This window comes from Qipengyuania marincola (genome assembly GCF_029688625.1).
Classification (GTDB): domain Bacteria; phylum Pseudomonadota; class Alphaproteobacteria; order Sphingomonadales; family Sphingomonadaceae; genus Qipengyuania.
The window spans coordinates 222,928-244,442 of record NZ_JARULC010000001.1 but is presented as its reverse complement, the minus strand read 5'-3'; the positions used below and the strand labels follow the sequence as shown (position 1 = coordinate 244,442).

Here is a 21,515-nt window from a genome sequence, read left to right as displayed (position 1 = left end):
CTCACCGCGCAACAGCCCTGCCTTCTTTTCCCGGCCTAATTGTCTCGCCTGCCGACAAAAAATCCGGGCGTCGGGTTGTGTTGCAGTGCAGCATAGTCCATGTGTGCCGCATATCTTTGCGGCCGCTCATGGCCGCTCTTCACACGATAGACGGAAACTCCCGACATGCTCGACCGCAGCGCGTTTCGCCGCGACTGGCTCTCCAATATCCGCGCCGATGTCCTTGCCGGGCTCGTCGTGGCCCTGGCTCTCATTCCCGAAGCGATCGGCTTCTCGATCATCGCCGGAGTCGATCCGCGCGTCGGGCTGTACGCATCGGTCGCCATCGCGATGGTCATTGCGTTCACCGGCGGCAGACCCGGCATGATCAGCGCCGCCACCGCCGCCGTGGCGGTCGTGGTCGTGCCGCTGGTACGCGATTACGGCGTCGAATATTTGTTCGCCGCCACCATCCTGATGGGCGTGTTCCAGGCGATCGCGGCGCTGTTGCGGCTCGACCTGTTGATGCAGTTCGTCAGCCGCTCCGTCATCACCGGCTTCGTCAATGCGCTCGCGATCCTGATCTTCATGGCCCAGCTGCCGGAGCTGACTCTCGGCAATCCGGGGGTTACCTGGGTGACCTATGTCATGGTCGCAGCGGCGCTGGCGGTCATCTATCTCCTGCCCCGGCTGACCACCGCCGTCCCCAGCCCGCTGGTCGCCATCGTCATCCTGACCGCGCTCAGCATCTGGATCGAAGCGCCGGTGAACACTGTCGCCGACATGGGCGAACTACCCGAAGGCCTGCCCTATTTCGCGCTGCCAGACGTGCCGCTGACCTGGGAAACCCTGCGCATCATCGCGCCTTATTCCGCGACCATGGCGGCCGTCGGCCTGCTCGAAAGCCTGCTGACCGCACAGATCGTCGACGACATGACGCATACCGGGTCGAACAAGCGCCGCGAGAGCGCGGGCCAGGGCGTGGCGAACATCGTCGCCGCGCTGTTCGGCGGCATGGGCGGCTGCGCGATGATCGGCCAGTCGGTGATCAACGTGACCAGCGGCGGACGCGGGCGGCTATCGACCTTCACCGCGGGCCTCGCGCTGCTGGTCCTGCTCGCCGCCCTGGGCGATCTGGTGGGCCAGGTGCCGATGCCCGCGCTGGTCGCGATCATGATCATGGTTTCGATCGGGACCTTTAGCTGGAACTCGATCCCCAACCTGACCAAGCATCCGTGGCAATCCAGCGTCGTGATGGTCGCAACCGTCATCGTCGTGGTTGCGACACACAACCTCGCGCTCGGCGTGCTCGCAGGGGTGATCCTGTCGGGCGTATTCTTCACCCACAAGGTCATGACCATGTTCGAAGTGGTGCGCGAGCGCGATGGCAACACCGCGATCTACCGCGCCAAGGGCCAGATCTTCTACGCCAGCGTGGAACGGTTCGAAGCGGCCCTGGGCCCGGAAAGCATCCAGCCCGACCCGGCCGACCATGTGATCATCGATGTGCGCAAGGCGCATTTCTGGGATATCTCGGCGGTGGCCGCGCTCGACAAGGTCGTCGAGCGCATGCGCCGCAACGGTCGCAGCGTGCGCGTGCGCGGGCTCAACCGGGCGAGCAGCGACCTGGTCGACAAATTCGCCCTGACCGACAAGACCGGCGTCGAAACCGGCCTCGCTCCGCACCCCTGATCGACTATCCCGAAACGGCCTCGGCCATCAGTCGAAGCGCCTGCCGGTCGAACCACCACAGGCGCGGGTCGCGGCGCGGGGTGAAGTGCGGCAGGTAGCGCGGATAAAACGCGGCAAGGCGCCGGGGGAGCCCGCGCGGTCCCTCTGCTCGCATGATGTCGGAGACGATACGGTTCTGAAAATGGCGCAGGGAATAGTTGCGCATCCGGCGCGCCTGCAGGGCAAGGTCGCCAGGTGAGAGTTGCACCGGGTCGCACAGGAACCCGGCTGCCTCGACCGGCTGGACGCGCGTGTCGTCCCATTGCGTTTCGTCGGAAAGATCGGTCTTCGCCATGGCGCAAAGCAAGCCGTCATCGCCAACCAGATCGTCGGGCAACCGTAGATTTCCTTCGCGCAATCGCGTCACGAACCCGCCGCTCAGGGCATAGAGATCGCCGAACAAGCCATGCTCGCGCAGCATCTGTGCGCGATAGGCCGCTACCCGGCGGCCATTGGCGGGCAGCGCGGAGGCAGCGTTGACCCCGCGTTTCTCCAGCGCAGTCACAAGCGCGGGGATCGAACCGGGGAGGACTTCGGCGTCCCCGTCCACGAAGACGAAATGCCTGCCCCTCGCCTCCGGCGTGTCGAAGACGAACCGATTCCAGTTGCGCGACTTGCCGTCCTGCGGCCAGTCGTGGACCGTAACGCCCCGAACGCCGCGCGCGATTTCTGCGGTACGATCCTTCGAGCCATTGACCACCACATGCACGTCGAAACCCGCATCCTTCGTCGGAAGGCTCGCAAGACAGCGGGCGATCCGCCGCTCCTCGTTATGCGCCATCACTGCGACGACGACCGGCAGGCTTTGCGTCATTTCGGCTTGCGGGCGATGGCCCACACCGTGACGGGAAAATCGGGCTCGTTCTTCAGGCGACGCTGCCAGCCGGTCCGCGCCCACCTGTTCAGATTTGCCTTCACCGCGCGGCGATTGCCCCAGGATCCGGTTTCGATGCCCGCTTCATCGAAGCCGGTCTCGACGAGGAAATTGCGCATGCCGAGTTCGGTCCAGCGCGTGCAGTCCACCGGCACCGCGTGCTGACGGATCAGGAAGGGCGTGATGTTGACGAAGATCCCGCCGGGCCTGAGCATCTGCAGTACATGTTTGGTCGCACGATAGGGACGGACGAGATGCTCCCACACATTATCGGCAATGCAGATGTCGAACTGGCGGTCGAGCACATCGTTGCAGATGTCGTACTCGGGCCAGTTCATTTCGGTAAAACTGCCCCAATTGCGCTCGCGCCATTTCCAGCCCGCCGCAATCTCCAGCGCGTCCATCTCTTTCACGGGCAAGGTGTCGAGGAAGGCATCGATCGTGCGATAGGCGACCGTGCGCGTAAGGTGCGTCTTGTCGTAACCGACGGCGCGCGAGACGCGCCCTGCAAGAGCGATGGCCTGCTGCTTCATGCGCGCGGCTCGTAGCGCCGTATCGCTAAATTTGATTTACCGGCCACGTCAATATGCTGGCGCGAAGCCGACCATTGATCAACGGGCTTTTTCGGAAAGCCTGCGCAGGGTCTGCAGCGCTTCGTCGGCTTCAGCCCACGGCACGAACAGATGATCATGGTGCAAGGCCGCGACCATGTTGCAGGCAATCCCGGCCTCGGCCAGTGCGCCTGCGACCGCTGCCGTCAGCCCGCATGCCTCTAGGTCGGAATAGACCTCCAGCGTGATCCGCGCGAAATGCGGTGCGCCTTCGGATGCGAGATGTCCGGGTACGATGGCGCTCACGCCTTCGGCTTCGCGGAAGGTGGCGAGCGCCGCGCCGAGCAGTTCGGGCGCACGGTCCGGCGTCACGTCGACGAAGCACCAAGGTCCGGACGCATCGAGCCGCGGCGCCATCTGCGCGATCATCGCCTGCGCACCGCGGACCGTCTCCGGCATCAGAGGATATATTTCGACAGGTCGGTATCGCCGGACAGATCGTCGAGCCGCTCGCGCACATAGTCGGCATCGATGGTGATCGTCTCGCCCTGGTGCTCCTCGGCTTCGAAACTGATGTCTTCGAGCAGGCGCTCCATCACCGTCTGCAGACGGCGGGCGCCGATGTTCTCGACGCTCTCGTTGACCCGCGCGGCGATCTTCGCGACTTCGGCAATCGCCTCGTCGGTGAAGTCGAGGGAAACCTTTTCGGTCCCGAGCAGCGCGGTGTATTGGTCGACGAGGTTGGCGCGCGTTTCCTTGAGGATCCGCACGAAGTCTTCCTCGGTCAGCGCGCGCAGCTCGACGCGGATCGGCAGGCGGCCCTGCAGTTCGGGCAGCATGTCGCTCGGCTTGGCGACGTGGAACGCGCCGCTCGCGATGAATAGCACGTGATCGGTCTTCATCGGGCCGTATTTCGTGGCGACGGTCGTGCCTTCGATCAGCGGCAGCAGGTCGCGCTGCACGCCTTCGCGGCTCACCGAACCGCCGCGCACGTCGCTGACCGCGATCTTGTCGATCTCGTCGAGGAAGACGATGCCGTTGGTCTCGGCGTTTTCCAGGGCGACGCGGTTGACGTCGTCCTGATCCATGCGCTTCTCGGACTCTTCCTCGACCAGCCGGTCCCACGCATCGGGCACTTTCAGCTTGCGCCGCTTCAGGTTGGAGCGGCCCATCGCCTTGCCCAGCATGTCGGACAGATCGATCATGCCGACATTGCCGGGCATGCCGGGAATTTCCATGTTCGACTGCGGCTGGTCCTTGACCTCGATCTCGACCTCGGTGTCGTTCATCGAGTTGTCGACGATGCGCGCCCGGAAGGCCTCGCGCGTCGCCTCGCTGGCATTGTCGCCGACCAGCGCGGTCAGCAGCCGGTCCATTGCGGCCTCGCTCGCGGCTTCTCTCACGGCCTCCCGGCGGCGCTCTTTCTCCAGCCGGATCGCCTCTTCGGCGAGGTCGCGGGCGATCTGCTCCACGTCGCGGCCGACATAGCCGACCTCGGTGAATTTGGTCGCTTCCACCTTCACGAAAGGCGCTTCGGCCAGCTTCGCCAAGCGGCGGCTGATCTCGGTCTTGCCGCAGCCGGTGGGGCCGATCATCAGGATGTTCTTGGGCGTCACCTCGTCGCGCAAGTCGCGATCGAGCCGTTGCCGGCGCCAGCGATTGCGCAGGGCCACGGCCACGGCGCGCTTGGCATCTTTCTGGCCGATGATGTGCTCGTCCAGCGCGGCGACGATCGCCTTGGGGGTCAGATTGTCCATGAAATCTCTCAGACCGTCTCTACGGTCACATTGCCATTGGTGAAGACGCAGATGTCGGCGGCGACCTGCATCGCCTTGCGCGCGATCTTTTCGGGATCTTCCTCGTATTCGGCAACCGCCTTGGCCGCCGCCAGCGCATAATTCCCGCCCGAGCCGATGGCAGTAATTCCGCCTTCGGGCTCCAGCACGTCGCCATTACCCGTGAGGACGAGGAGGTTCTCCTTGTCCGCCACGATCATCAGCGCTTCGAGATTGCGTAGGTATTTGTCCGTGCGCCAGTCCTTGGTCAGCTCGACGGCGGCGCGCAGCAGCTGGCCATTATATTGCTCGAGCTTTTTCTCCAGCCGCTCGAACAGGGTGAAGGCATCTGCCGTGGCGCCCGCAAATCCGGCGACGACTTTGCCATCCTCGCCGATGCGGCGAACCTTCTTCGCATTGGGCTTCATCACCGTATTGCCCATGGAGACCTGCCCGTCCCCGGCAATCACGATCTTGTCGCCGCGTTTGACGCCGACGATGGTGGTGGAGTGCCACTGGACGATGCCGTGGCTTTCGCTGTGTGAACTCATGCCGCGCGATATGGGGCGCGCGCGGGGAGGGTCAAGCCGCCAGAAGGATTACTGCTGCGGGCCGCCGACGCCAGGCGCGCCGACCGCGCCGATGTTGCCGAACAGGTCTTCCAGGAAGCTGCGTTCCCGGCCCAGCGTCGGCGTTTCATCGCCGTCGGGGCGCAGATAGGCCACTTGCTCCAGCCCGCTGCGTTCCGCCGCCACGACATTGCCGGCGGGATCGAAGGTCACGGCAAGCACCTGATGCTGCTGGATGCGCGGACGCACGAAGGGTTTGCGCCCAGTCGTGCTCGACACGTAATACCAGGTCGGCTGACCGAACTGGCTGGTGAAGGTCGGACGGCCGAGCGTCCCTGCGACCGACTGCTGGTTGTCGATGCCCGGCTGGATAGACTGGGTCAGCACCGGATCGACAATATAGCCGCGCGTTTCGCGGATCGGCTGGCACGCAACGGTAGCCACACCTGCAAGGGCAATGGCGCAGAGGCCGACAATCTTGGTCCTGTTCATGGGAACAGCAAATCTCCGTCTTCAAGTCCGCTTGGCCGCATGGGCGTGCGTCCCTATATGCTCGGCCAACGCCTTAGTCGCAAAGCATCGGCCCATGCAATGTCACTGTTGCCGATCGCTTGGGGATCAGCGACTGGGGATCGCGGCCTGTATTGCCGCTGAACGGAGATCTGCATGTCCTTTTTCGCACGCCTGTTCGGCCTTTCCGAGGACCCGCGCGAGGAATGGCGCCCGCTGTGGCACCGCGTGGTGGAAGAAGCGCGCGATCCCGACTGGTACCGCATGTGCGGCGTCGCGGATTCGCTGGAGGGCCGCTATGACATGGTCACGCTGGTGCTGGCGCTGGTGATGCTGCGGCTGGACGATGCGGGCGAGGAAGGCAGCAATGCCAGCGCCCGCCTGACCGAGCTGTTCGCCGAGGACATGGAAGGCCAGCTGCGCGAGGCCGGGATCGGGGATCCGACCGTCGGCAAGAAGCTCTCCGCCGTGATGGCCAGCATGAACGGGCGCATCGGCGCCTATCGCGAAGGATTGCGCAGCGATCCGAAGGTGCTGGTGGAGGCGGTGCGCCGCAATGTCACCATGGCCCAGCCCGACGAGGCCGAGGCGCTGGTCCAGCGCATGGCGGCGCTGCACGCGCGGCTGGAGCGGACCGGTTTCGAGACATTGCACAAAGGCGAGATCGCGGCATGAGCGCGCCCGAACTCGTCCGCCTCGTCAAGCCGCGCGCGCTGCCCGCCGACGCCATGACGATCACCGCCGACACGGCCGAGCGCGAGGCGTTGGCCAGGCGCTTTGGCGTGACGGCGGTCGATGCGCTCAATGCCCATGTCGAGTTCGACACGAAGGATGGCGCGGTGCTGGCCAACGGCCGTCTGCTGGCCACCATCGAACAGCCCTGCGCCGTAACGCGCGAGCCGCTGACCTACGATGTCGAGGAAGTGCTGACCCTGCGCTTTGTCCCCGCCGGATCGGTGCCGGAGTATGCGCCCGACGAGGAGATCGAACTGGACAGCGAGGATCTCGACGAGATCGAATACGAAGGCGATAGTTTCGACCTCGGCGAAGCCATCGCGCAGACGCTGGCCCTTGCCATCGACCCCTATCGCGAGGGACCGGGAGCGGACGAAGCGCGCAAAGCTGCAGGGATCGTCAGCGACGAAGAAGAAGCGCCGAGCGGGCCGCTGGCGGAGGCGCTGGCGGCGTTAAAGGGGAAGGGCGACTAGCGGCGGCTACTGGGTGGGAAGCAGAGAGTTACCGCGAGCACCGCGATTTGCATCACTGAGGCCGCTATCGGAAACGCATTAAAGAGAGCGCGACACTTCCCGAAGCAATCTGGCAACGTGCTAGCAATCATGAGACACGCGGGCCCTATCAGCTTTCCTTTACCACTAGGCTCAGGTCACAGACGCTGAACACAGAAGATTCTATATGGTGCCAAGAGCCCGGCGTCAGTGAACCAATTGCACCAATTGAATGGTTTATCTTTCTGACCGTGATAGGCTGGGAAGTCGGGTCGTCCGGCTGTGGCAGCCTGCGGTTGCACCATAGCGACGAAAGCGAGAGCAAACATAATCTTTTTCATAAGCGTCTCCTTGGGAAAGACGCTGCACTAAGCTGCTCCTACCAACGTCGCTGTAAGCGCTAGCTAGGGGCTTTTACGCATTTTCAAACGCGCCTTGGTGAAAGCTTCGGACAAGCTTTACCGATGTCGGTCTTTTGACCATGTGAGACAAACGCCCGAAGCTGGAATGACGATACAAGGCCGAGCCTTGAGGAATGTCCGCGATTGGGGTCGCTAGCAGAAACTTCGCTTTCCTACACACAAGCGATCATGCCAGCCATCAGGCCATGCTGCACACGTCCCATGAGTTCGCCGAGGCTGTTCACTCGGAAAGGTCCCATCCGGGGGCGTCGTTTTCCTGCCTGGACAGTGTAACAGGCGGTCCATATCTCAATATCGCCCGCATGAAGCTGAGCGCGGATGACCTCGACTCAGAACGGAATATCGTCGTCGAGGTCGTCGTAGTTCGAGCCGCCGCCGGAACCGCCCGAGCTGCCACCCGAACCACCCGACGAGCCGCCGCCGCTGCGCCAATTGTCGCCGCCGCCGGAGCTCTGTCCGCCGCCGCCCTGGTCCCAATTGCCGCCGCCGCGCTGGCCTCCGCCACCGCCACCACCGCCGGACGCACCGTCGAGCATGGTCAGCGTGCCACCGAGGCCGCGGATCACGACTTCGGTGGAGTAGCGGTCGTTGCCCGACTGGTCCTGCCACTTGCGGGTCTGCAGCTGTCCTTCGATGTAGACCTTGGAGCCCTTGCGCAAATAGCGTTCGACCACGCCGACGAGGCCTTCGGAAAAGATCGCGACGGTGTGCCATTCGGTCCGCTCCTGCCGCTCGCCGGTGTTGCGGTCCTTCCACGTCTCGCTGGTCGCGATGCGCAGGTTGGCGACCTTGCCGCCGTTCTGGAAGCTGCGGATCTCGGGATCGGCCCCGAGGTTTCCGATGAGCATAACTTTGTTGAGGCTACCGGCCATCGAATCGTCCCTTCGTGTCTGTTGGCGAAGGGCCTAACGGAGGGCGCGAGTCGCTTCTAGGGGCGGAGCGGAGTTTCCACACCGCTCCGGAGGCAATTGCTACAGCCCGAGCGCCACTGCGCCCCAGTATGTCAGCCCTGCGAAGGCGTAAGCCAGTGCAAACAAGTACACGAGCATGAACACCGGCCATTTCCACCCGTTGGTCTCGCGCCGGGCGACCGCGATGGTCGAAATGCATTGCGGCGCGAAGACGAACCACGCGAGGAAGGCGAGCGCGGTCGGCAGGCTCCACAGCGCGGCGATCTTGTCGGTCACGCCCTCGGCCGCGACTTCCTCGTCCGCCGCGTCCACCGCATAGGTCGTCGCCAGTGCCGATACCGCGACTTCGCGCGCCGCCATCGCCGGGACCAGCGCAAGGCTCATCTCGCGATTGAAGCCGATGGGTTCGAGGATCGGGTGCAGCCCGTCGGCGACCATGCCGGCAACGCTCGCATCCATCTGGCTCTCGCCCGGATCGGCCTTGGGGAAGCTCAGCATCAGCCACAGCACGATCGTGACGGTGAAGATGATCGTGCCCGCGCGGCGCAGGAACACCCAGGCGCGCTGCCACAAACCGATGGCAAGGTCCTTGAGGCGCGGCAGCTGGTAGCGCGGCATCTCCATGATGAACCCGCTCGCCGCGCCTTGCGCCACCGTGCGCCGCAGCACCAGCGCGACCACCATCGCGCCGACTATGCCGGCGACATAAAGCGCAAACAGCACCAATCCCTGAAGCCCGATGCCTGGCCCGATACTGGTCGCGGGGATGACCGCCGCGATGATCACCGCATAGACCGGCAAACGCGCCGAGCAGGTCATCAGCGGTGCGATCAGGATCGTCGTCAGCCGGTCCTTGGCGTCGGGGATACTGCGCGTCGCCATGATGCCGGGGATGGCGCAGGCGAAGCTGGACAGCAGCGGGATGAAGCTTTTGCCCGACAGGCCTACGCCCGCCATCAGCCGGTCCATCAGGAACGCCGCGCGCGCCATGTAACCGCTCGCCTCCATCACCAGGATGAAGAAGAACAGGATCACGATCTGCGGCAGGAAAACGACCACCGAGCCGACGCCTGCGAGTACCCCCTCGGTGAGAAAATCGCGCACGAAGCCTTCGGGCATCGTGTCGGTGACAGCTGCGGACACGGCGCCCACCCCGCCCTCCAGCGCATCGGCGAATGGCGTCGCCCAGGCAAACACCGCCTGGAAGATCACGAACAGCAGGCCGAACAGGATTACCGGTCCGATCCACGGATTGAGCAGCACGCGGTCGACGCCGTTCTCGATCGTGTGGCGCGCCGACTTCGATAGTGTCGCACCCTTTGCCATGTGCTTGGCCGCCAGTCGCCGCTCAGGCAGCGTGATGTGCCAACGCGTTTGCGCGTCATCGTCGGCATGGGCCTCGGCTTCGGCGATGGCGGCGGTGAGTTCGGTAAGGCCCTTGCGGCGCACGGCCACGGTCGGGACCACTGGCACGCCCAATGCTTCGGACAGCGCCGCGGGATCAAGTGTCAGCCCGTCACGCTCGGCAAGATCGACCATATTGAGCGCGACCACGGTCGGTCGCCCGAGTTCGAGGACTTCCTGCGCGAAGACGAGATGCTGTTCGAGGTTCGCCGCATCGAGCACGAGGATCAGGACATCGGGCGTCGGCTCGCCCGCGAATTCGCCATGGACGACCTTGCGCGTCACCTCCTCGTCGGGGCTTGCGGCATCGAAGCTGTAAGCACCGGGCAGGTCGACCAGTTCGACCGGCTCCTGTCCCGGCAACGCCAGTCGCCCGGCTTTCCGCTCGACCGTCACTCCGGGATAGTTCGCGATCTTTTGACGCGCGCCAGTCAGCGCGTTGAACAGCGCCGACTTGCCCGAATTGGGATTTCCGACGAGCGCCGCGGTGCGCGTGCGGTTCGCCGCAGGGGCGGGATCGTCGCGGCTCATGCAGCTTCGACCTCGATCGCCAGCGCGTGGCTGCGGCGCAGCGCGATGGTCATGCGGCCGATACGGATCGCGAGCGGATCGCGCGTGCCGAAGATGCCACGATGAACCACGGCGACTTCGGCGCCCTCGTCCACGCCAAGCGCCTTCAGCCGCTTGGCCTCGTCCTCGGCCAGCGCGGCCCAGTCAACCGCCACGATCCGCGCGGTCTTGTCATGTTCGAACCCGTCGAGAGTCATGCCCAGCGCCCTGTCAGATGCGACGCCTTGTTGCAACCGATTATCAATAGCGGGGTTAACGCGCTGGGTAGCGAAGACGTCCCAGAAATCGCGTGACACTGAAAGTCTCGCGATCAGGGTTGAGCCACTTCGCTTTCACCTTCTCGAACTTCATCACGCCGTCGATCCGGCGTTCAAGAAAGGCGCGGGTCTCTTCCTTGTCCACGCTCTCGTCCTCGACGAACACGGCCAGCGTCGCGCCATAGATCGACGCGAGGATCGCACGCTTGGTGTAATGATTGTAATCGGTCGCCGTATCGCCGGCGAGCCGCCACATGACATCGGCGCTGTTCCATCCGGTCCTGAGCGCCGCCGGGACATTCTGCGGCATCGCCATGATGGCGAGCGCGCGGCGCAGCGATTCCTCGAGGCCGAGCACTGCGTCGAGCCGGTACTGGACAAGGCTACGGATACGTTCGCGGATCTTCATCTGCGCCAGCTTTTCCGGCGGCATGTCGAGGATCATCTGCCGGTCGATCGTCTCGATCCAGGCAGTGATCATGCCCATCGCGCCCTGGCCCTTGAATGCCAGCCGCGCAATATCGCGATCGGCACCTAGCTGGTCGGCAGCCATTTCGAGCGCGACATCCGTCCAGCCGTCGAACACCGCCGCATCGGCAATGCCGGGGGCCAGCGCCAGCCGCAGCTCGTCGAGTGTCAGATCATCGACCGTTAGGTCTTCGCTATCTGCCATGTCAGTTGGGGCCATAGACCGATGCCGCCTTTCCCTTTTCCTCGATCGCTGCATCGAGCGCTTCGAGCACTTGCGAGCGTGCGCCGTTCAACGCGGCGTAATCGCGCGCGGTGCGGCCGGAGTTATCCGTTCGCAAGGGGTCGGCGCCCTTGTCGACCAGCAGGCGGATCATTTCGACATCACGCCGATGAACGGCGGAAATCAGAGGCGTTTCCCCCGCTGCATTGGTGGTGTTCGGCGAAGCACCGCCTGCCAGCAAGGCCTCGACCCCCTCGACGAACCCAAGCTGTACTGCTGTTTCAAGTGGGGTGACGCCGGTGCGGGTCTCGATATTCGGATTGGCGCCCTTGCCCAGCAAGAACCGGATCCACACTGCATCGCGGCGCTGGGCCGCAATATGCAGGCCGGTCTCGCCATTCGACAGGTCGCGCGAATTGACCAGCACGTTGCCCGGCTGGTTCAGCAGTTCGGTCGCCTTGTCGCCATCGCGTTCGCGCACGGCCTCGAGAAATTCATATCCCTCGCGCTTGCGCTGGGCATGGACGGGCGTCGCCACCATCGCCAGAGCCGCTGCGCCCAGTATCGCGTGAACAAACCGCGTCATTTCGTCTCGAACCCCTGCATCTTTCCGTAATTTTCCGTACAAGAACGCGCGCGCATCTCTTGAAGATGGGCGGTTAGCAGACCATGAACCGGGATGCCATGCTTGCTCGCACATACCTTTCCATCGCCGCCGCCCTGACCCTTGCCGGATGTTCGGCCGCGAACGAGGCCCCGGCAGAGCCGCCGCCGCTGGAAGGCGCGGCGATCGGCGGCGATTTCACCCTGACCGGCGAGACCGGGGAGCCAGTCAGCTTCTCCGATTTCGACGGGCAGTATCGCACGATCTACTTCGGCTACACCTATTGCCCCGACGTGTGCCCTGTCGATGTCCAGCGAGCAATGGCGGGGCTGAAGCTCTTCGAGCAGCAAAGTCCCGAACTCGCCGCACGTATCCAGCCGATCTTCGTGGGCGTGGATACCGAACGCGACACGCCCGAGGTGCTGACCGAGTTCACCGACAATTTTCATCCCCGCCTGATCGGCGTGACCGGCGACGAGGAAACGCTGACCAAGGTCGCGCAGCAATATGCTGCGAGCTTTTCGAAGGGGGAGGAAACGGAAGCCGGGGGCTACCTCGTCAACCACACCAATGTGACCCTGCTGTTCGGTCCGAATGGCGAGCCGCTTGCCACCCTGCCCACGGATCAGGGCCCCGAAGCTGTCGCAGCGGAGCTGGAAAAATGGGTGCGCTGAGGGACCGCTTCTGGGAGCGGCCGCTGGCCGACCTCACCGGCGAGGAGTGGGAGGCGCTGTGCGATGGATGCGGGCGCTGCTGCCTGCACAAGGTCGAGTATGAGGACACGGGCGAGATCGAGCACACCAATGTCGCCTGCAAGCTGCTTGATTGCGCAACTGCCCGATGCACGGACTACAAGCGCCGCAAGGCCTTCGTGCCCGATTGCCTGCGTCTCACCCTGCGGATCGTCGACGATGTCGAATGGCTGCCGCCGACCTGCGCCTATCGCCTGCGGGCCGACGGTCGCCCGCTGCCTCGGTGGCATTACCTGCTGACGGGCGATCGCGAGGATGTGATACGCGCCGGCGTCTCGGTCGCCGGACGGGTGATCAAGGAAGACGAAGCGGGCCCGCTCGAACACCATGTCGTCGACTGGGGCGACGAGGATGGAGAGAGCGCCGCGGCATGATCGACTGGCTCCGCCGCGAAGCGCTGGACCCCGAGGTCGAAATCGACGGACGCATCCTGCCCATCGAGCTCAATCGCAACGCGCGCGCCAAGCGTCTTACCCTGCGACTCGCCCCGGATGGCAGGGCGGTGCGCATCACCTTGCCGCAATGGTGTCGCAGCGCCGAGGCGATCGCGTTCGCCCATGCGCGCGCGGACTGGCTGGCCGACCAGCTGGCCAAGGTGCCCGAGCCGCGCGATCCCGCGCGCGAGGGCGTGGTGACCTGGTGCGGCCAGCAGGTCCCGATCGTGTGGGATGCGACGGCACCGCGCAAACCGGTGCATGCGGGTGACAGCTTACGTATCGGCGGACCGCGCGATACGCTCAATCCGCGGTTGCAGCGCTGGCTGGAAGGTGAGGCCTTGCGACTGTTTGGAGACGATGCGCGCGACTATTGCGAGCGCGCCGGATTGCCTGCGGCAACGGCGCGGATCACCCGGGCGAAGCGACGCTGGGGCAGCTGCTCGAGCGAAGGCGTGCTCCGGCTCAACTGGCGACTGGTTCAGGCGCCTGGCCATGTCCGCCGCTCGGTCGTGGCGCACGAAGTCGCGCATCTTGTCCACTTCGATCATTCGCCGGCGTTCCACGCGCTGCTGGGTCGGCTGTACGAAGGCGATATCGAGGCGGCCAATCGCTGGCTCAGCCGCCACGGTCGCACGCTCTACGCTGCCTTCGGCTAAGCGTACTGGCGCGGTTCATCAAAAATCCCTATCTTGTCGTCATGCGTTTCAAGAGCAGGTTTCACGTCAAGTCCGGGGTCGCCGACCTGTGGGACTATATTCGCGAGCCGCGCCCGTATCGCTGGTCGCTGCTTTTCGTCTCCGCCCTGATCCCGGTCGGCGCGCTGCTGGCGCTCTCGCAGGAATCGCATTTCCGCCCGCCCGACGCCCCCAAGGTGACCTATATCAGCACCTTCGCCGAAGGCCGGACCGACGAGGAAATCCGTCAGAGCAATCTGGAAAACCAGCGCCGCAAGGAACAGCTCGAAGCCGAGCGCGCCGAATTGCGCGAGCGAAAGGTCGATGCCTACAAGACGCTAGGCCGTGCAACTGGCCTCGATGTCGACACCATGGCGCGCGAGGCGGAAATCGAGAACGCACGCGAGGCCGCGAAGGCCGAGGCACGGCAGCGCGAACTCTATCAGGCAGGCCAGGCGATTGCCGACTGATCGCGACGATGCGCGATGGCTGGAAGCTGCCGCGCGGCTCGCTGCCCGCGGACGCCCGCTGAGCCGACCCAATCCCGCCGTGGGATGCATCCTGGTCAAAGAGGGCAAGTTGCTCGCGCGCGGCTGGACATGCGAGAGCGGCCGGCCCCATGCGGAGGCGATTGCCCTGCAGCACGCCGGTGCCGATGGGCGCGGGGCGACCGCCTATGTCACGCTCGAGCCCTGTGCCCATCGTTCGGCGCGCGGCCCTGCCTGCGCCGATTTGCTGGTCGAAGCAGGAATCGCGCGTGCGGTTATAGGTCTCGAAGATCCCGATCCCCGGACCTCGGGCGACGGGATCGAGCGCTTGCGGCAAGCCGGCATCGCGGTCGACCTGTTGCCGCAAGACGCGGTTGAGGCGAGCCTCGTCGGCTATCTTGTGCGGGCGAGGCACAAGCGCCCGCATGTCACGCTCAAACTCGCCACTTCGCTCGACGGCTGTATCGCCACGGCCGATGGGGAGAGCCAATGGATCACAGGCGATGCGGCGCGTGCGCATGTCCATTCGCGTCGCGCCATGGCCGATGCGATCCTGGTCGGCGGCGGCACCTGGCGGGCAGACCGGCCCCGGCTCGATGTCCGTCTGCCCGGTCTCGAGTCGCGCAGCCCGCAGCGCGTCCTCCTCACTCGTGGCGTGCCGCCCGACGGTGTGAAGGTCATCAACGCTCCGTCGCAGATCGACCGGCTGGACGAGGCGCAATATCTCTACATCGAAGGCGGCGCGCAGGTCGCAGCGAGCTTTCTGGCCGAGGACCTCGTCGACCGCTTGGAGCTCTATCGCGCGCCGATCCTCATCGGTGCCGGTCGGCATGCCCTGGGCGACATCGGTCTCGCCTCGCTCGATGATGCGCATGGCCGCTGGCATCGGGTCGAGCGGCGACAGCTTGGCAGCGACGCCTACGAAGCCTACAGCCGCCTGCGCTGACAGGGGAGTTTTCGCGTTCATGTTCACCGGCATCGTCACCGCCATCGGCACCATCTCCAGCGTCGAGCAGCGCCGCGACCTCAGAGTCACGATCGCATGCCCCTATGACCCGGACAGTATCGATATCGGCGCGTCCATCGCCTGTTCGGGCGTCTGCTTGACGGTCGTCGACCGCGGGGGCGAGCCTGGCGACGCGTGGTTCGCCGTGGACGTATCGCAGGAAACGGTCTCGAAAACCGGCGACGACGCCAGCAATGCGCGCAGCATGTGGAGCGAGGGCCACAAGCTCAATCTCGAACGCGCGCTGAAGCTGGGCGACGAACTGGGCGGGCATATCGTCACCGGCCACGTGGATGCGGTGGGTCAGGTCGTGCTGGCGCGCGAGGAAGGCGGTTCGCGAAAGATCGCCATCCGCATCGGGCGCGACCTCGCCCCCTTCGTCGCACCCAAGGGCTCCATCACCATCGACGGCGTTTCGCTGACCGTCAACGACGTGCGCGACCGCAACGACGGCACGTGCGACTTCGCCGTCAACATCATCCCGCATACGGGTGAAGTGACGACGCTGGGCGACCTTACCGAAGGCGACCGCGTCAATCTCGAGATCGACGTGCTGGCCCGGTACCTCAAGCGGATGCAGGCACTGGCGGGGTAACGCGTCTTTCGAACCAACTGCGGATAATCCGCCTGCTCTCTACGCGGCTGTTGCCGGTTCCGACGCGGAAACGCTTCGAGGTAATCCGCGCGCTAACTTGCGCCGAAAGTACCAGATCATCGCCAGGGCGAGCACAATCGGTCCGATAATGATTATCGGCGGCGGGACTGGAAGGCCGGCAGCTGCCAATTCGACGAGCGGAGCACGCAAGACCACGACATAACCCCAGATCATGCGGCTGAAATGCCTTGAAATCCTGAGCCTCGCGCGCTCCTTCTGCCGCAAGAACCAGTTCACGTCTCCGGCCAGCAAGATGACGGGAATCGCCGCGATAACGAAAGGCGCGAAGGCCGGGATGACGCCTTCCGCTGCCGCCCGGAGCGCAATCTGAAGAAAGATAATCAGGCCCGCGATTTCAAATAGCGTGAGGCCAACCTCGGCGGCAACCACCGCCGAAGAACGCCGCCGCAGGGCCAGCCAGGCGCCACCTACGCAATAGGCCGCGGTGAACACAGCCATGAACAGCGGTGGGATGAAAACATTCCGCAGCATGGAAATGGAAGTGAGACATACAACGCCCACTGCCGTCACATAGATATAGCCGGACAGTCGGTGGACCTTGCCTCCCTTCCTCGCCAGAAAAGCGAGCAAGGCGGCGGTAAGTGCGACAAGGCCGATGACCAGATGGCCATAGTATGCGAGCGGCCCGTAAGGTGACGGATCAAACAGGTCGATTGGGTCGGGCCCGAACATGCATCCTCCTGCCGCCGCATCAGGCGATTACCTTACAGCAATCGAAGCGATTATCCACGCGACTATGCGTTGACCCAGTCACGCCGATCCGAAAACGAACGATCCTCGACTGGGCCGATGTCCACTCCGCCGTTGCAGATCGATTTGATATCCTGCGTGGGGTGGCAAGGCGGCGCCGGCACGGCGACAGCGTCTCACCGGCCCGACATTAGATCGGCAACCCGGCCTCGAACCGCTCGCGGCTGATTTCGTACACCAGGTGCACCACGCGTTTGCCCTGGTACCGCTCCAGCTCATAACGGTCGGTGCGCGTCGCGCCGATGGCTTCCAGAGCATTGCGCGAGCGGTAGTTCGTATCGCCGACGCGGAATTCGACCAGCGCGACATGCTCGAAAGCATGGGCCAGCATGGCGCGCTTCATCTCGGGATTGATACCCTTGCCCCAGCAGCGCCGCTCGAGGAAGGTCCAGCCGATCTCGACCACGCCATCGTCTTCGGGGTCGTACTTGTCGTAGCGAGTTGAGCCGACGATCCGGTCTTTCGCCGTCTCGACCACCGCCAGCGCGCCGCCGCTCGCCAGCGCCTCATCAAAAAAAGCGTCGAACACCTCGCGCCGCCAGCGATCGTGGATTGGATGCTGTTCCCACACCATCGGGTCGGAGGCGATTTCGTAGAGAGCCTCGTGATCCTCATCGGTCAGGGGGCGCAGAACCAGCCGCTCGGTCTCCAGAGTCGGCTGGCGATCCATCGCGAATCAGCCTTGCGTCACGTCGGCCAGCGCGGCGATGAACTTGTCGGTATTGCCTGCGTGCAGCCCTGCCACGTTGATGCGACCCGACCCAGCCATATAGATGCCGTGGTCCTCGCGCAGCTTCGCGATCTGGTCCTTGCTCAGCGGCAGGATGGCGAACAGCCCGTTCTGCTCGGCAAGCGCAGCAAGGTTGAGGCCGGGCACTTCATTGTCGGCGGCAGCCAGCCGTTCGCGCACACGGCGCATCCGCTCGCGCATGTCGGTGAGCTCGTCCAGCCATTCGCGCGTCATGTCGGGATCGCGCAGAACATGGCGCACCGCGGCGCCGCCATGATCTGGCGGCATCGACCAGTTGGCCCTGGCCAGGGAATTGGCATTGGACACGATCGCATCGAGCTGCGCAGGCTCCTTCGCCATCATGTAGAATGCGCCCACGCGGTCCCGATAGAGGCCGAAGTTCTTGTCGCAGCTATAGGCAATCAGCGCCTCGGGAACCGCAGCGAGCACGGTACGCAAGCCGGCGACATCCTCGTCCAGCCCTTGGCCGAGACCGTGATAGGCGACATCGAGGATCGGCAGGACTTCGGAGCTGGCGAGAGTGCGCGCGATCTGCTCCCACTCTGCGCTCGCGTAGTCGACCCCGGTTGGGTTGTGGCAGCAGCCGTGCAGCAGTACGGCGTCGCGGGGACCCGCTCCGGTGATCGCCGCCAGCACAGCATCGAGATCGGCAGTGCCATCGGCCCGGGCGTGATCGAAAGGTGCGATCTCCATGCCCACATCCTGCAAGATCTGCGCGTGATTGGGCCAGCTGGGTGTTCCCATGTGGATCCGATCGACGCCCGCCGCCTTGGCCAATGCAACAGCCAGCCGGACAGCGCCCGTTCCGCCGGGCGTCTGCATGCCCTGAATGCGGCCGCCCATCGTGGCGTCCTCGCCGAAAATATAGGGCATCAGCGCCGTGACGAAGCCGGTATCGCCCTCGGGCCCGAGATAGGACTTGCTGTCCTGCTCGTCGATCAGCTTGCGCTCCGCCTGCTTGATCGCGCGAAAGACCGGCGTCGCCCCGTCATTGGTGCGATAGACGCCGACGCCGAGGTCGATCTTGTCCTGGCGCGGGTCCTCCGCATGCATTTTGATCAGCGCGAGCAGCGCGTCGGGAGCCTGGGCTTCGAGGTTTTCAAGCATGCGCGCCTCTTCGCCAAATATGCGTGGGGCCGCAACAGGAAATCCCCATTGCGGCCCCGGAGCTCTTCGCTTTTTGCTTATTGCGACCCGAAGGGCTCCTCTTCCCCTGTCGTGCGCCTCAGAACGGCAGCCAGCGCTGCTTCTTCGAAAACTTCATGTAGCCTGCATTCACGCCGAGCCGCAGACCTGCGCCCATGCGGATAGGGATCAGAACCACGTCGCCCTTGCGCATGTAGCTGGCGGTCAGGCCGCCCACGACGTAGGCTTGGCCCTCGCCGGCAGGATAACGCTCATAGAGTTCCTCGCTATCCCACAAGTTATAGACGAGGACGAAGGTGCTGCCGGCATTCGCTCCGGCATCGAAGCCGATCGACGGTCCCGTCCAGTAAACCGGGCGTTCGCCCTCGACCTTGTGGAACAGCGTGCCCGATCCATAGCGCGCGCCGACGACGAAGGCACCGCCTGCCTCGCGTCCGACGATATAAGCATTGGGCTCGCCCTGTTCGGCGAGCAGCCTCTGGATGAGCTTGGCGACGCCTTGCGCGCCCTTGCCGAACACGCCCTCGGCGGCGCCGATGAGGTCATCCTCGCGATAGGTCGTGGAGGCATCGTCGACGGCTGCGGTCTCGACCGCCGCATCGGCGGCCGCCTCCGCGCCCTGTTCCGACCACGTCTCCTGCGCCGGGTAGCTATCCTGCGGAACCGCTGCGTCGGGCTCCGCGGTATAGGTTACCGCATCCTCCTGCTGTTCCTCGGCATAGACCGGCGCATCGCCCGGCTGTTCGACCAGATCGCCGTCGATCGCGGTGTCGGGATCGACCCGCTCGACCTGCGCGGAAAGCGGGGCAGCTGCCAGGCCAAGCGCCGCAAGGGCAAAGCTGATCCGGGGCAAATGCCGACCGATGATATTCATGATAACCTCCCTGCCAGCGCGCCGAACACGCATGGCCGATGACCCAACAGAATCCTCTTGAAGCACGCGGGCAATGAAACGGCGATGAACCGAATCGAAAACGGGACGAGCCGAGAGCGCCCTGCTCTGTAATCTTCCCTTGAAGGGTGGAACCCGCATGGCTATAGCGCGCCCCTCGCCAAGGGGGCCCAAACGGTCCAGCGCCGCGGCGACATGCGGAGACGTGGGTGAGTGGCTGAAACCAGCTCCCTGCTAAGGAGCCATACCTGGTAACGGGTATCGAGGGTTCGAATCCCTCCGTCTCCGCCACCTCGCTTTTCCCAATCAATCCCTTATAGTCCCCAAACCCGCAGAAATGCGGCGTTTTTTCGCTTTTCGTCGTCCGCGTAGTTCTCTATATGTTCTTATGCATCCGGCGTCGAGTGTGGGTCTGGGTGTGGGTCTGAGAGGAACGAGCAATGGGCAAACTGACGGCGATGGGAGTAAAGAATCTCACAGAACCAGGTCGCTATTCAGATGGAGAGGGTTTGATCCTCAAACTCGCCGCAAAGGGTAAAGGTAGCTGGATTGTCCGCATTCAGGCCGATGGAAAGCGCCGAGACTTCGGTTTAGGTCCACTTTCCGAGCTGCCGCTGGCCGATGCTCGCGAGGCCGCGCGGGCTCTCCGCAAGGAGGTGAAAGCGGGCGTCGACGTTCTCGCAGAGCGGGAAAAGGAAGCGTTGGTCATCCCCACTTTCAGCGACGCTGCCAAGCTCGTGCATGAAGAACACAAGGCCGCGTGGAAGAACGGCAAGCACCAAGCCCAATGGATCAAGACGCTTGAAACCTATGCCTTCCCGACTTTGGGCGACAAACTCGTTTCGGACATTGAGGGCCCTGCAATCCGCGATGCGCTTTCTCCGATCTGGCTGACGAAGCCAGAAACCGCGCGGCGGGTACGGCAACGAATCGGATCGGTACTGGATTGGGCCTGCGCCAAGGGTTTTCGCGAGACTGAAGCCCCGATGCGGTCGGTACTCCGTGGCTTGCCGCGCCAGCCCAAGAAGCAAGGCCACCTGTCAGCAATGCCTTATCAGGAACTCCCCGCGTTCTTCACATGGCTGCGCGGGCGCTCCTCGGTCGGTCGTCTTGCCTTGGAGTTTGTGATCTTGAACGCCTCTCGCTCCGGCGAAGTCCGCGGTGCCTGTTGGAACGAAATCGACCTCAAGAAGAAGCTCTGGACGATCCCCGCCGAACGCATGAAAGCAGGGACTGCCCACGTTGTCCCGCTTTCGGAAGCGGCCTTGGACGTTCTTAAGCGAGCGAAAGCATTTCGCTCCCCTGTCAGCGATCTAATCTTTCCGGGCCAGAACCCGCGTCGGCACCTTTCCGATATGACCTTGCTGAAAATTCTGCGCGACAAAGGCCACGATTATACCGTCCACGGCTTTCGCTCATCGTTTCGCGATTGGGTTGCGGAAAAGACGAACTATCCAGGCGAGGTCGCAGAGGCAGCACTGGCCCATACGATCACAAACAAAGTCGAAGCGGCCTATCGACGCACGGACTATCTCGACAAGCGCAAGCCAATGATGGCGGACTGGGCGAATTTCGTGGCCGGCTGAAGGTGCGAATACGGATGGCAGCTATGCGCCCCAATCTCGGACATTCTCCCCCTCGGGACATGTTCCCAAAAGCGGACGTCAAAATTCATTGCCAGGCGGCGTCAATGTCGGACCCTCTGGAAAGGCTCCTTTCAGGAGGGCTGACAGGGATATCGGAAATTCAAAGCAATGAGCTGGAGCGTCCGTTCCGCGCCCTAGAATTCTACCACGCGAATTGTGTTCAGCGTGCGCTGAATGCTGCCACTCCCATATGTTTGAGACAGCGGCAGATACGCGGTCATGC

Annotated in this window: 25 protein-coding genes and 1 tRNA gene; 11 read left to right on the top strand and 15 right to left on the bottom strand. The window is 64.0% G+C overall.

What is annotated here, in order from left to right:
- The first annotated feature begins 165 nt into the window (after positions 1 to 165).
- Positions 166 to 1,671 carry a SulP family inorganic anion transporter gene (locus P8Q88_RS01280; protein WP_278322021.1) on the top strand — a complete coding sequence of 502 codons (1,506 nt, stop codon included), beginning with the start codon at positions 166 to 168 and terminating at the stop codon, positions 1,669 to 1,671.
- Between the two features lie 4 nt (positions 1,672 to 1,675).
- Here P8Q88_RS01280 and P8Q88_RS01275 read toward each other — a convergent pair whose 3' ends face one another.
- The 6 genes from P8Q88_RS01275 to P8Q88_RS01250 form a co-directional block, all read right to left on the bottom strand.
- Positions 1,676 to 2,524: a glycosyltransferase family A protein gene (locus tag P8Q88_RS01275; RefSeq protein ID WP_347568998.1), complete on the bottom strand. Its 849-nt coding sequence runs from the start codon at positions 2,522 to 2,524 to the stop codon at positions 1,676 to 1,678.
- Positions 2,521 to 3,117, bottom strand: coding sequence for a class I SAM-dependent methyltransferase (locus P8Q88_RS01270; RefSeq protein WP_278322020.1), 597 nt, complete (start codon positions 3,115 to 3,117; stop codon positions 2,521 to 2,523). The genes P8Q88_RS01275 and P8Q88_RS01270 overlap by 4 nt, the downstream gene beginning before the upstream one ends.
- 78 nt (positions 3,118 to 3,195) lie before the next feature.
- Complete coding sequence (locus tag P8Q88_RS01265; protein WP_278322019.1) at positions 3,196 to 3,594, bottom strand: ACT domain-containing protein; 399 nt, start codon at positions 3,592 to 3,594, stop codon at positions 3,196 to 3,198.
- On the bottom strand, positions 3,594 to 4,892 hold the full coding sequence (gene hslU / locus P8Q88_RS01260; protein ID WP_278322018.1) for an ATP-dependent protease ATPase subunit HslU: 1,299 nt from the start codon (positions 4,890 to 4,892) through the stop codon (positions 3,594 to 3,596). Before hslU ends, P8Q88_RS01265 begins: the two co-directional genes overlap by 1 nt.
- A gap of 8 nt (positions 4,893 to 4,900) precedes the next feature.
- On the bottom strand, positions 4,901 to 5,461 hold the full coding sequence (gene hslV, locus P8Q88_RS01255) for an ATP-dependent protease subunit HslV (RefSeq protein WP_278322017.1): 561 nt from the start codon (positions 5,459 to 5,461) through the stop codon (positions 4,901 to 4,903).
- 48 nt (positions 5,462 to 5,509) lie between these two features.
- Complete coding sequence (locus tag P8Q88_RS01250) at positions 5,510 to 5,971, bottom strand: outer membrane protein assembly factor BamE (protein ID WP_278322016.1); 462 nt, start codon at positions 5,969 to 5,971, stop codon at positions 5,510 to 5,512.
- Between the two features lie 174 nt (positions 5,972 to 6,145).
- Between P8Q88_RS01250 and P8Q88_RS01245 the strand changes: the two genes are divergently transcribed.
- On the top strand, positions 6,146 to 6,664 hold the full coding sequence (locus P8Q88_RS01245; protein ID WP_278322015.1) for a ubiquinol-cytochrome C chaperone family protein: 519 nt from the start codon (positions 6,146 to 6,148) through the stop codon (positions 6,662 to 6,664).
- Entirely contained in the window at positions 6,661 to 7,197 is a 537-nt protein-coding gene (locus P8Q88_RS01240; protein WP_278322014.1) for a YceD family protein, read from the top strand. The genes P8Q88_RS01245 and P8Q88_RS01240 overlap by 4 nt, the downstream gene beginning before the upstream one ends.
- A gap of 769 nt (positions 7,198 to 7,966) precedes the next feature.
- On the opposite strand, the gene ssb is transcribed toward P8Q88_RS01240, so the two are convergent.
- The 5 genes from ssb to P8Q88_RS01215 all read right to left on the bottom strand — a co-directional run bounded on the left by ssb (position 7,967) and on the right by P8Q88_RS01215 (position 12,056).
- Positions 7,967 to 8,509, bottom strand: coding sequence for a single-stranded DNA-binding protein (gene ssb, locus P8Q88_RS01235; RefSeq protein ID WP_278322013.1), 543 nt, complete (start codon positions 8,507 to 8,509; stop codon positions 7,967 to 7,969).
- 99 nt (positions 8,510 to 8,608) lie between these two features.
- Positions 8,609 to 10,483 carry a ferrous iron transporter B gene (gene feoB, locus P8Q88_RS01230; RefSeq protein WP_278322012.1) on the bottom strand — a complete coding sequence of 625 codons (1,875 nt, stop codon included), beginning with the start codon at positions 10,481 to 10,483 and terminating at the stop codon, positions 8,609 to 8,611.
- Entirely contained in the window at positions 10,480 to 10,719 is a 240-nt protein-coding gene (locus tag P8Q88_RS01225) for a FeoA family protein (RefSeq protein WP_278322011.1), read from the bottom strand. The genes feoB and P8Q88_RS01225 overlap by 4 nt, the downstream gene beginning before the upstream one ends.
- Positions 10,720 to 10,774: 55 nt before the next feature.
- Positions 10,775 to 11,452 carry a COQ9 family protein gene (locus P8Q88_RS01220; RefSeq protein WP_278322010.1) on the bottom strand — a complete coding sequence of 226 codons (678 nt, stop codon included), beginning with the start codon at positions 11,450 to 11,452 and terminating at the stop codon, positions 10,775 to 10,777.
- Position 11,453: 1 nt separating this feature from the next.
- Positions 11,454 to 12,056 (bottom strand): ankyrin repeat domain-containing protein, encoded by a 603-nt coding sequence (locus P8Q88_RS01215; protein ID WP_278322009.1) that lies wholly within the window; start codon positions 12,054 to 12,056, stop codon positions 11,454 to 11,456.
- A 98-nt stretch (positions 12,057 to 12,154) separates the two neighbouring features.
- Here P8Q88_RS01215 and P8Q88_RS01210 point away from each other — a divergent pair, with 98 nt between their 5' ends.
- Genes P8Q88_RS01210 through P8Q88_RS01185 form a run of 6 tightly spaced genes read left to right on the top strand, consistent with a single transcriptional unit; the run spans position 12,155 to position 16,026 of the window.
- Positions 12,155 to 12,748 (top strand): SCO family protein, encoded by a 594-nt coding sequence (locus P8Q88_RS01210; RefSeq protein ID WP_278322008.1) that lies wholly within the window; start codon positions 12,155 to 12,157, stop codon positions 12,746 to 12,748.
- Complete coding sequence (locus P8Q88_RS01205) at positions 12,736 to 13,200, top strand: YcgN family cysteine cluster protein (protein WP_278322007.1); 465 nt, start codon at positions 12,736 to 12,738, stop codon at positions 13,198 to 13,200. Before P8Q88_RS01210 ends, P8Q88_RS01205 begins: the two co-directional genes overlap by 13 nt.
- Positions 13,197 to 13,919 (top strand): M48 family metallopeptidase, encoded by a 723-nt coding sequence (locus P8Q88_RS01200; protein WP_278322006.1) that lies wholly within the window; start codon positions 13,197 to 13,199, stop codon positions 13,917 to 13,919. The genes P8Q88_RS01205 and P8Q88_RS01200 overlap by 4 nt, the downstream gene beginning before the upstream one ends.
- A gap of 41 nt (positions 13,920 to 13,960) precedes the next feature.
- Positions 13,961 to 14,407 (top strand): hypothetical protein, encoded by a 447-nt coding sequence (locus P8Q88_RS01195; protein WP_278322005.1) that lies wholly within the window; start codon positions 13,961 to 13,963, stop codon positions 14,405 to 14,407.
- Positions 14,397 to 15,371, top strand: coding sequence for a bifunctional diaminohydroxyphosphoribosylaminopyrimidine deaminase/5-amino-6-(5-phosphoribosylamino)uracil reductase RibD (gene ribD / locus P8Q88_RS01190; RefSeq protein WP_278322004.1), 975 nt, complete (start codon positions 14,397 to 14,399; stop codon positions 15,369 to 15,371). Before P8Q88_RS01195 ends, ribD begins: the two co-directional genes overlap by 11 nt.
- A 19-nt stretch (positions 15,372 to 15,390) precedes the next feature.
- Positions 15,391 to 16,026 (top strand): riboflavin synthase, encoded by a 636-nt coding sequence (locus P8Q88_RS01185; protein ID WP_278322003.1) that lies wholly within the window; start codon positions 15,391 to 15,393, stop codon positions 16,024 to 16,026.
- 39 nt (positions 16,027 to 16,065) lie between these two features.
- On the opposite strand, the gene P8Q88_RS01180 is transcribed toward P8Q88_RS01185, so the two are convergent.
- The 4 genes from P8Q88_RS01180 to P8Q88_RS01165 all read right to left on the bottom strand — a co-directional run bounded on the left by P8Q88_RS01180 (position 16,066) and on the right by P8Q88_RS01165 (position 19,628).
- Complete coding sequence (locus P8Q88_RS01180; RefSeq protein ID WP_278322002.1) at positions 16,066 to 16,779, bottom strand: hypothetical protein; 714 nt, start codon at positions 16,777 to 16,779, stop codon at positions 16,066 to 16,068.
- Positions 16,780 to 16,987: 208 nt separating this feature from the next.
- A complete protein-coding gene (locus tag P8Q88_RS01175; protein ID WP_278322001.1) occupies positions 16,988 to 17,527 on the bottom strand; it encodes a GNAT family N-acetyltransferase in 540 nt (179 codons plus the stop codon).
- A 6-nt stretch (positions 17,528 to 17,533) separates the two neighbouring features.
- Positions 17,534 to 18,715, bottom strand: coding sequence for an amino acid aminotransferase (locus P8Q88_RS01170; protein WP_278322000.1), 1,182 nt, complete (start codon positions 18,713 to 18,715; stop codon positions 17,534 to 17,536).
- Between the two features lie 118 nt (positions 18,716 to 18,833).
- On the bottom strand, positions 18,834 to 19,628 hold the full coding sequence (locus P8Q88_RS01165) for a DUF1134 domain-containing protein (RefSeq protein WP_278321999.1): 795 nt from the start codon (positions 19,626 to 19,628) through the stop codon (positions 18,834 to 18,836).
- A gap of 217 nt (positions 19,629 to 19,845) precedes the next feature.
- On the opposite strand from P8Q88_RS01165, the gene P8Q88_RS01160 reads away from it, so the two are divergent.
- Both P8Q88_RS01160 and P8Q88_RS01155 read left to right on the top strand, forming a co-directional pair.
- Positions 19,846 to 19,937, top strand: a tRNA-Ser gene (locus P8Q88_RS01160).
- Between the two features lie 149 nt (positions 19,938 to 20,086).
- The gene (locus P8Q88_RS01155; RefSeq protein WP_278321998.1) at positions 20,087 to 21,232 is read left to right on the top strand and encodes a tyrosine-type recombinase/integrase; all 1,146 of its coding nucleotides are present in this window, start codon (positions 20,087 to 20,089) and stop codon (positions 21,230 to 21,232) included.
- Positions 21,233 to 21,515 lie beyond the last annotated feature (283 nt).

What these genes read in the sequence shown, in the direction of transcription:
- P8Q88_RS01280 (WP_278322021.1), top strand. Translation starts at nt 166, where the DNA reads ATGCTCGACCGCAGCGCGTTTCGCCGCGACTGGCTCTCCAATATCCGC.
- P8Q88_RS01275 (WP_347568998.1), bottom strand. Translation starts at nt 2,524, where the DNA reads ATGACGCAAAGCCTGCCGGTCGTCGTCGCAGTGATGGCGCATAACGAG.
- P8Q88_RS01270 (WP_278322020.1), bottom strand. Translation starts at nt 3,117, where the DNA reads ATGAAGCAGCAGGCCATCGCTCTTGCAGGGCGCGTCTCGCGCGCCGTC.
- P8Q88_RS01265 (WP_278322019.1), bottom strand. Translation starts at nt 3,594, where the DNA reads ATGCCGGAGACGGTCCGCGGTGCGCAGGCGATGATCGCGCAGATGGCG.
- hslU (WP_278322018.1), bottom strand. Translation starts at nt 4,892, where the DNA reads ATGGACAATCTGACCCCCAAGGCGATCGTCGCCGCGCTGGACGAGCAC.
- hslV (WP_278322017.1), bottom strand. Translation starts at nt 5,461, where the DNA reads ATGAGTTCACACAGCGAAAGCCACGGCATCGTCCAGTGGCACTCCACC.
- P8Q88_RS01250 (WP_278322016.1), bottom strand. Translation starts at nt 5,971, where the DNA reads ATGAACAGGACCAAGATTGTCGGCCTCTGCGCCATTGCCCTTGCAGGT.
- P8Q88_RS01245 (WP_278322015.1), top strand. Translation starts at nt 6,146, where the DNA reads ATGTCCTTTTTCGCACGCCTGTTCGGCCTTTCCGAGGACCCGCGCGAG.
- P8Q88_RS01240 (WP_278322014.1), top strand. Translation starts at nt 6,661, where the DNA reads ATGAGCGCGCCCGAACTCGTCCGCCTCGTCAAGCCGCGCGCGCTGCCC.
- ssb (WP_278322013.1), bottom strand. Translation starts at nt 8,509, where the DNA reads ATGGCCGGTAGCCTCAACAAAGTTATGCTCATCGGAAACCTCGGGGCC.
- feoB (WP_278322012.1), bottom strand. Translation starts at nt 10,483, where the DNA reads ATGAGCCGCGACGATCCCGCCCCTGCGGCGAACCGCACGCGCACCGCG.
- P8Q88_RS01225 (WP_278322011.1), bottom strand. Translation starts at nt 10,719, where the DNA reads ATGACTCTCGACGGGTTCGAACATGACAAGACCGCGCGGATCGTGGCG.
- P8Q88_RS01220 (WP_278322010.1), bottom strand. Translation starts at nt 11,452, where the DNA reads ATGGCAGATAGCGAAGACCTAACGGTCGATGATCTGACACTCGACGAG.
- P8Q88_RS01215 (WP_278322009.1), bottom strand. Translation starts at nt 12,056, where the DNA reads ATGACGCGGTTTGTTCACGCGATACTGGGCGCAGCGGCTCTGGCGATG.
- P8Q88_RS01210 (WP_278322008.1), top strand. Translation starts at nt 12,155, where the DNA reads ATGCTTGCTCGCACATACCTTTCCATCGCCGCCGCCCTGACCCTTGCC.
- P8Q88_RS01205 (WP_278322007.1), top strand. Translation starts at nt 12,736, where the DNA reads ATGGGTGCGCTGAGGGACCGCTTCTGGGAGCGGCCGCTGGCCGACCTC.
- P8Q88_RS01200 (WP_278322006.1), top strand. Translation starts at nt 13,197, where the DNA reads ATGATCGACTGGCTCCGCCGCGAAGCGCTGGACCCCGAGGTCGAAATC.
- P8Q88_RS01195 (WP_278322005.1), top strand. Translation starts at nt 13,961, where the DNA reads ATGCGTTTCAAGAGCAGGTTTCACGTCAAGTCCGGGGTCGCCGACCTG.
- P8Q88_RS01185 (WP_278322003.1), top strand. Translation starts at nt 15,391, where the DNA reads ATGTTCACCGGCATCGTCACCGCCATCGGCACCATCTCCAGCGTCGAG.
- P8Q88_RS01180 (WP_278322002.1), bottom strand. Translation starts at nt 16,779, where the DNA reads ATGTTCGGGCCCGACCCAATCGACCTGTTTGATCCGTCACCTTACGGG.
- P8Q88_RS01175 (WP_278322001.1), bottom strand. Translation starts at nt 17,527, where the DNA reads ATGGATCGCCAGCCGACTCTGGAGACCGAGCGGCTGGTTCTGCGCCCC.
- P8Q88_RS01170 (WP_278322000.1), bottom strand. Translation starts at nt 18,715, where the DNA reads ATGCTTGAAAACCTCGAAGCCCAGGCTCCCGACGCGCTGCTCGCGCTG.
- P8Q88_RS01165 (WP_278321999.1), bottom strand. Translation starts at nt 19,628, where the DNA reads ATGAATATCATCGGTCGGCATTTGCCCCGGATCAGCTTTGCCCTTGCG.
- P8Q88_RS01155 (WP_278321998.1), top strand. Translation starts at nt 20,087, where the DNA reads ATGGGCAAACTGACGGCGATGGGAGTAAAGAATCTCACAGAACCAGGT.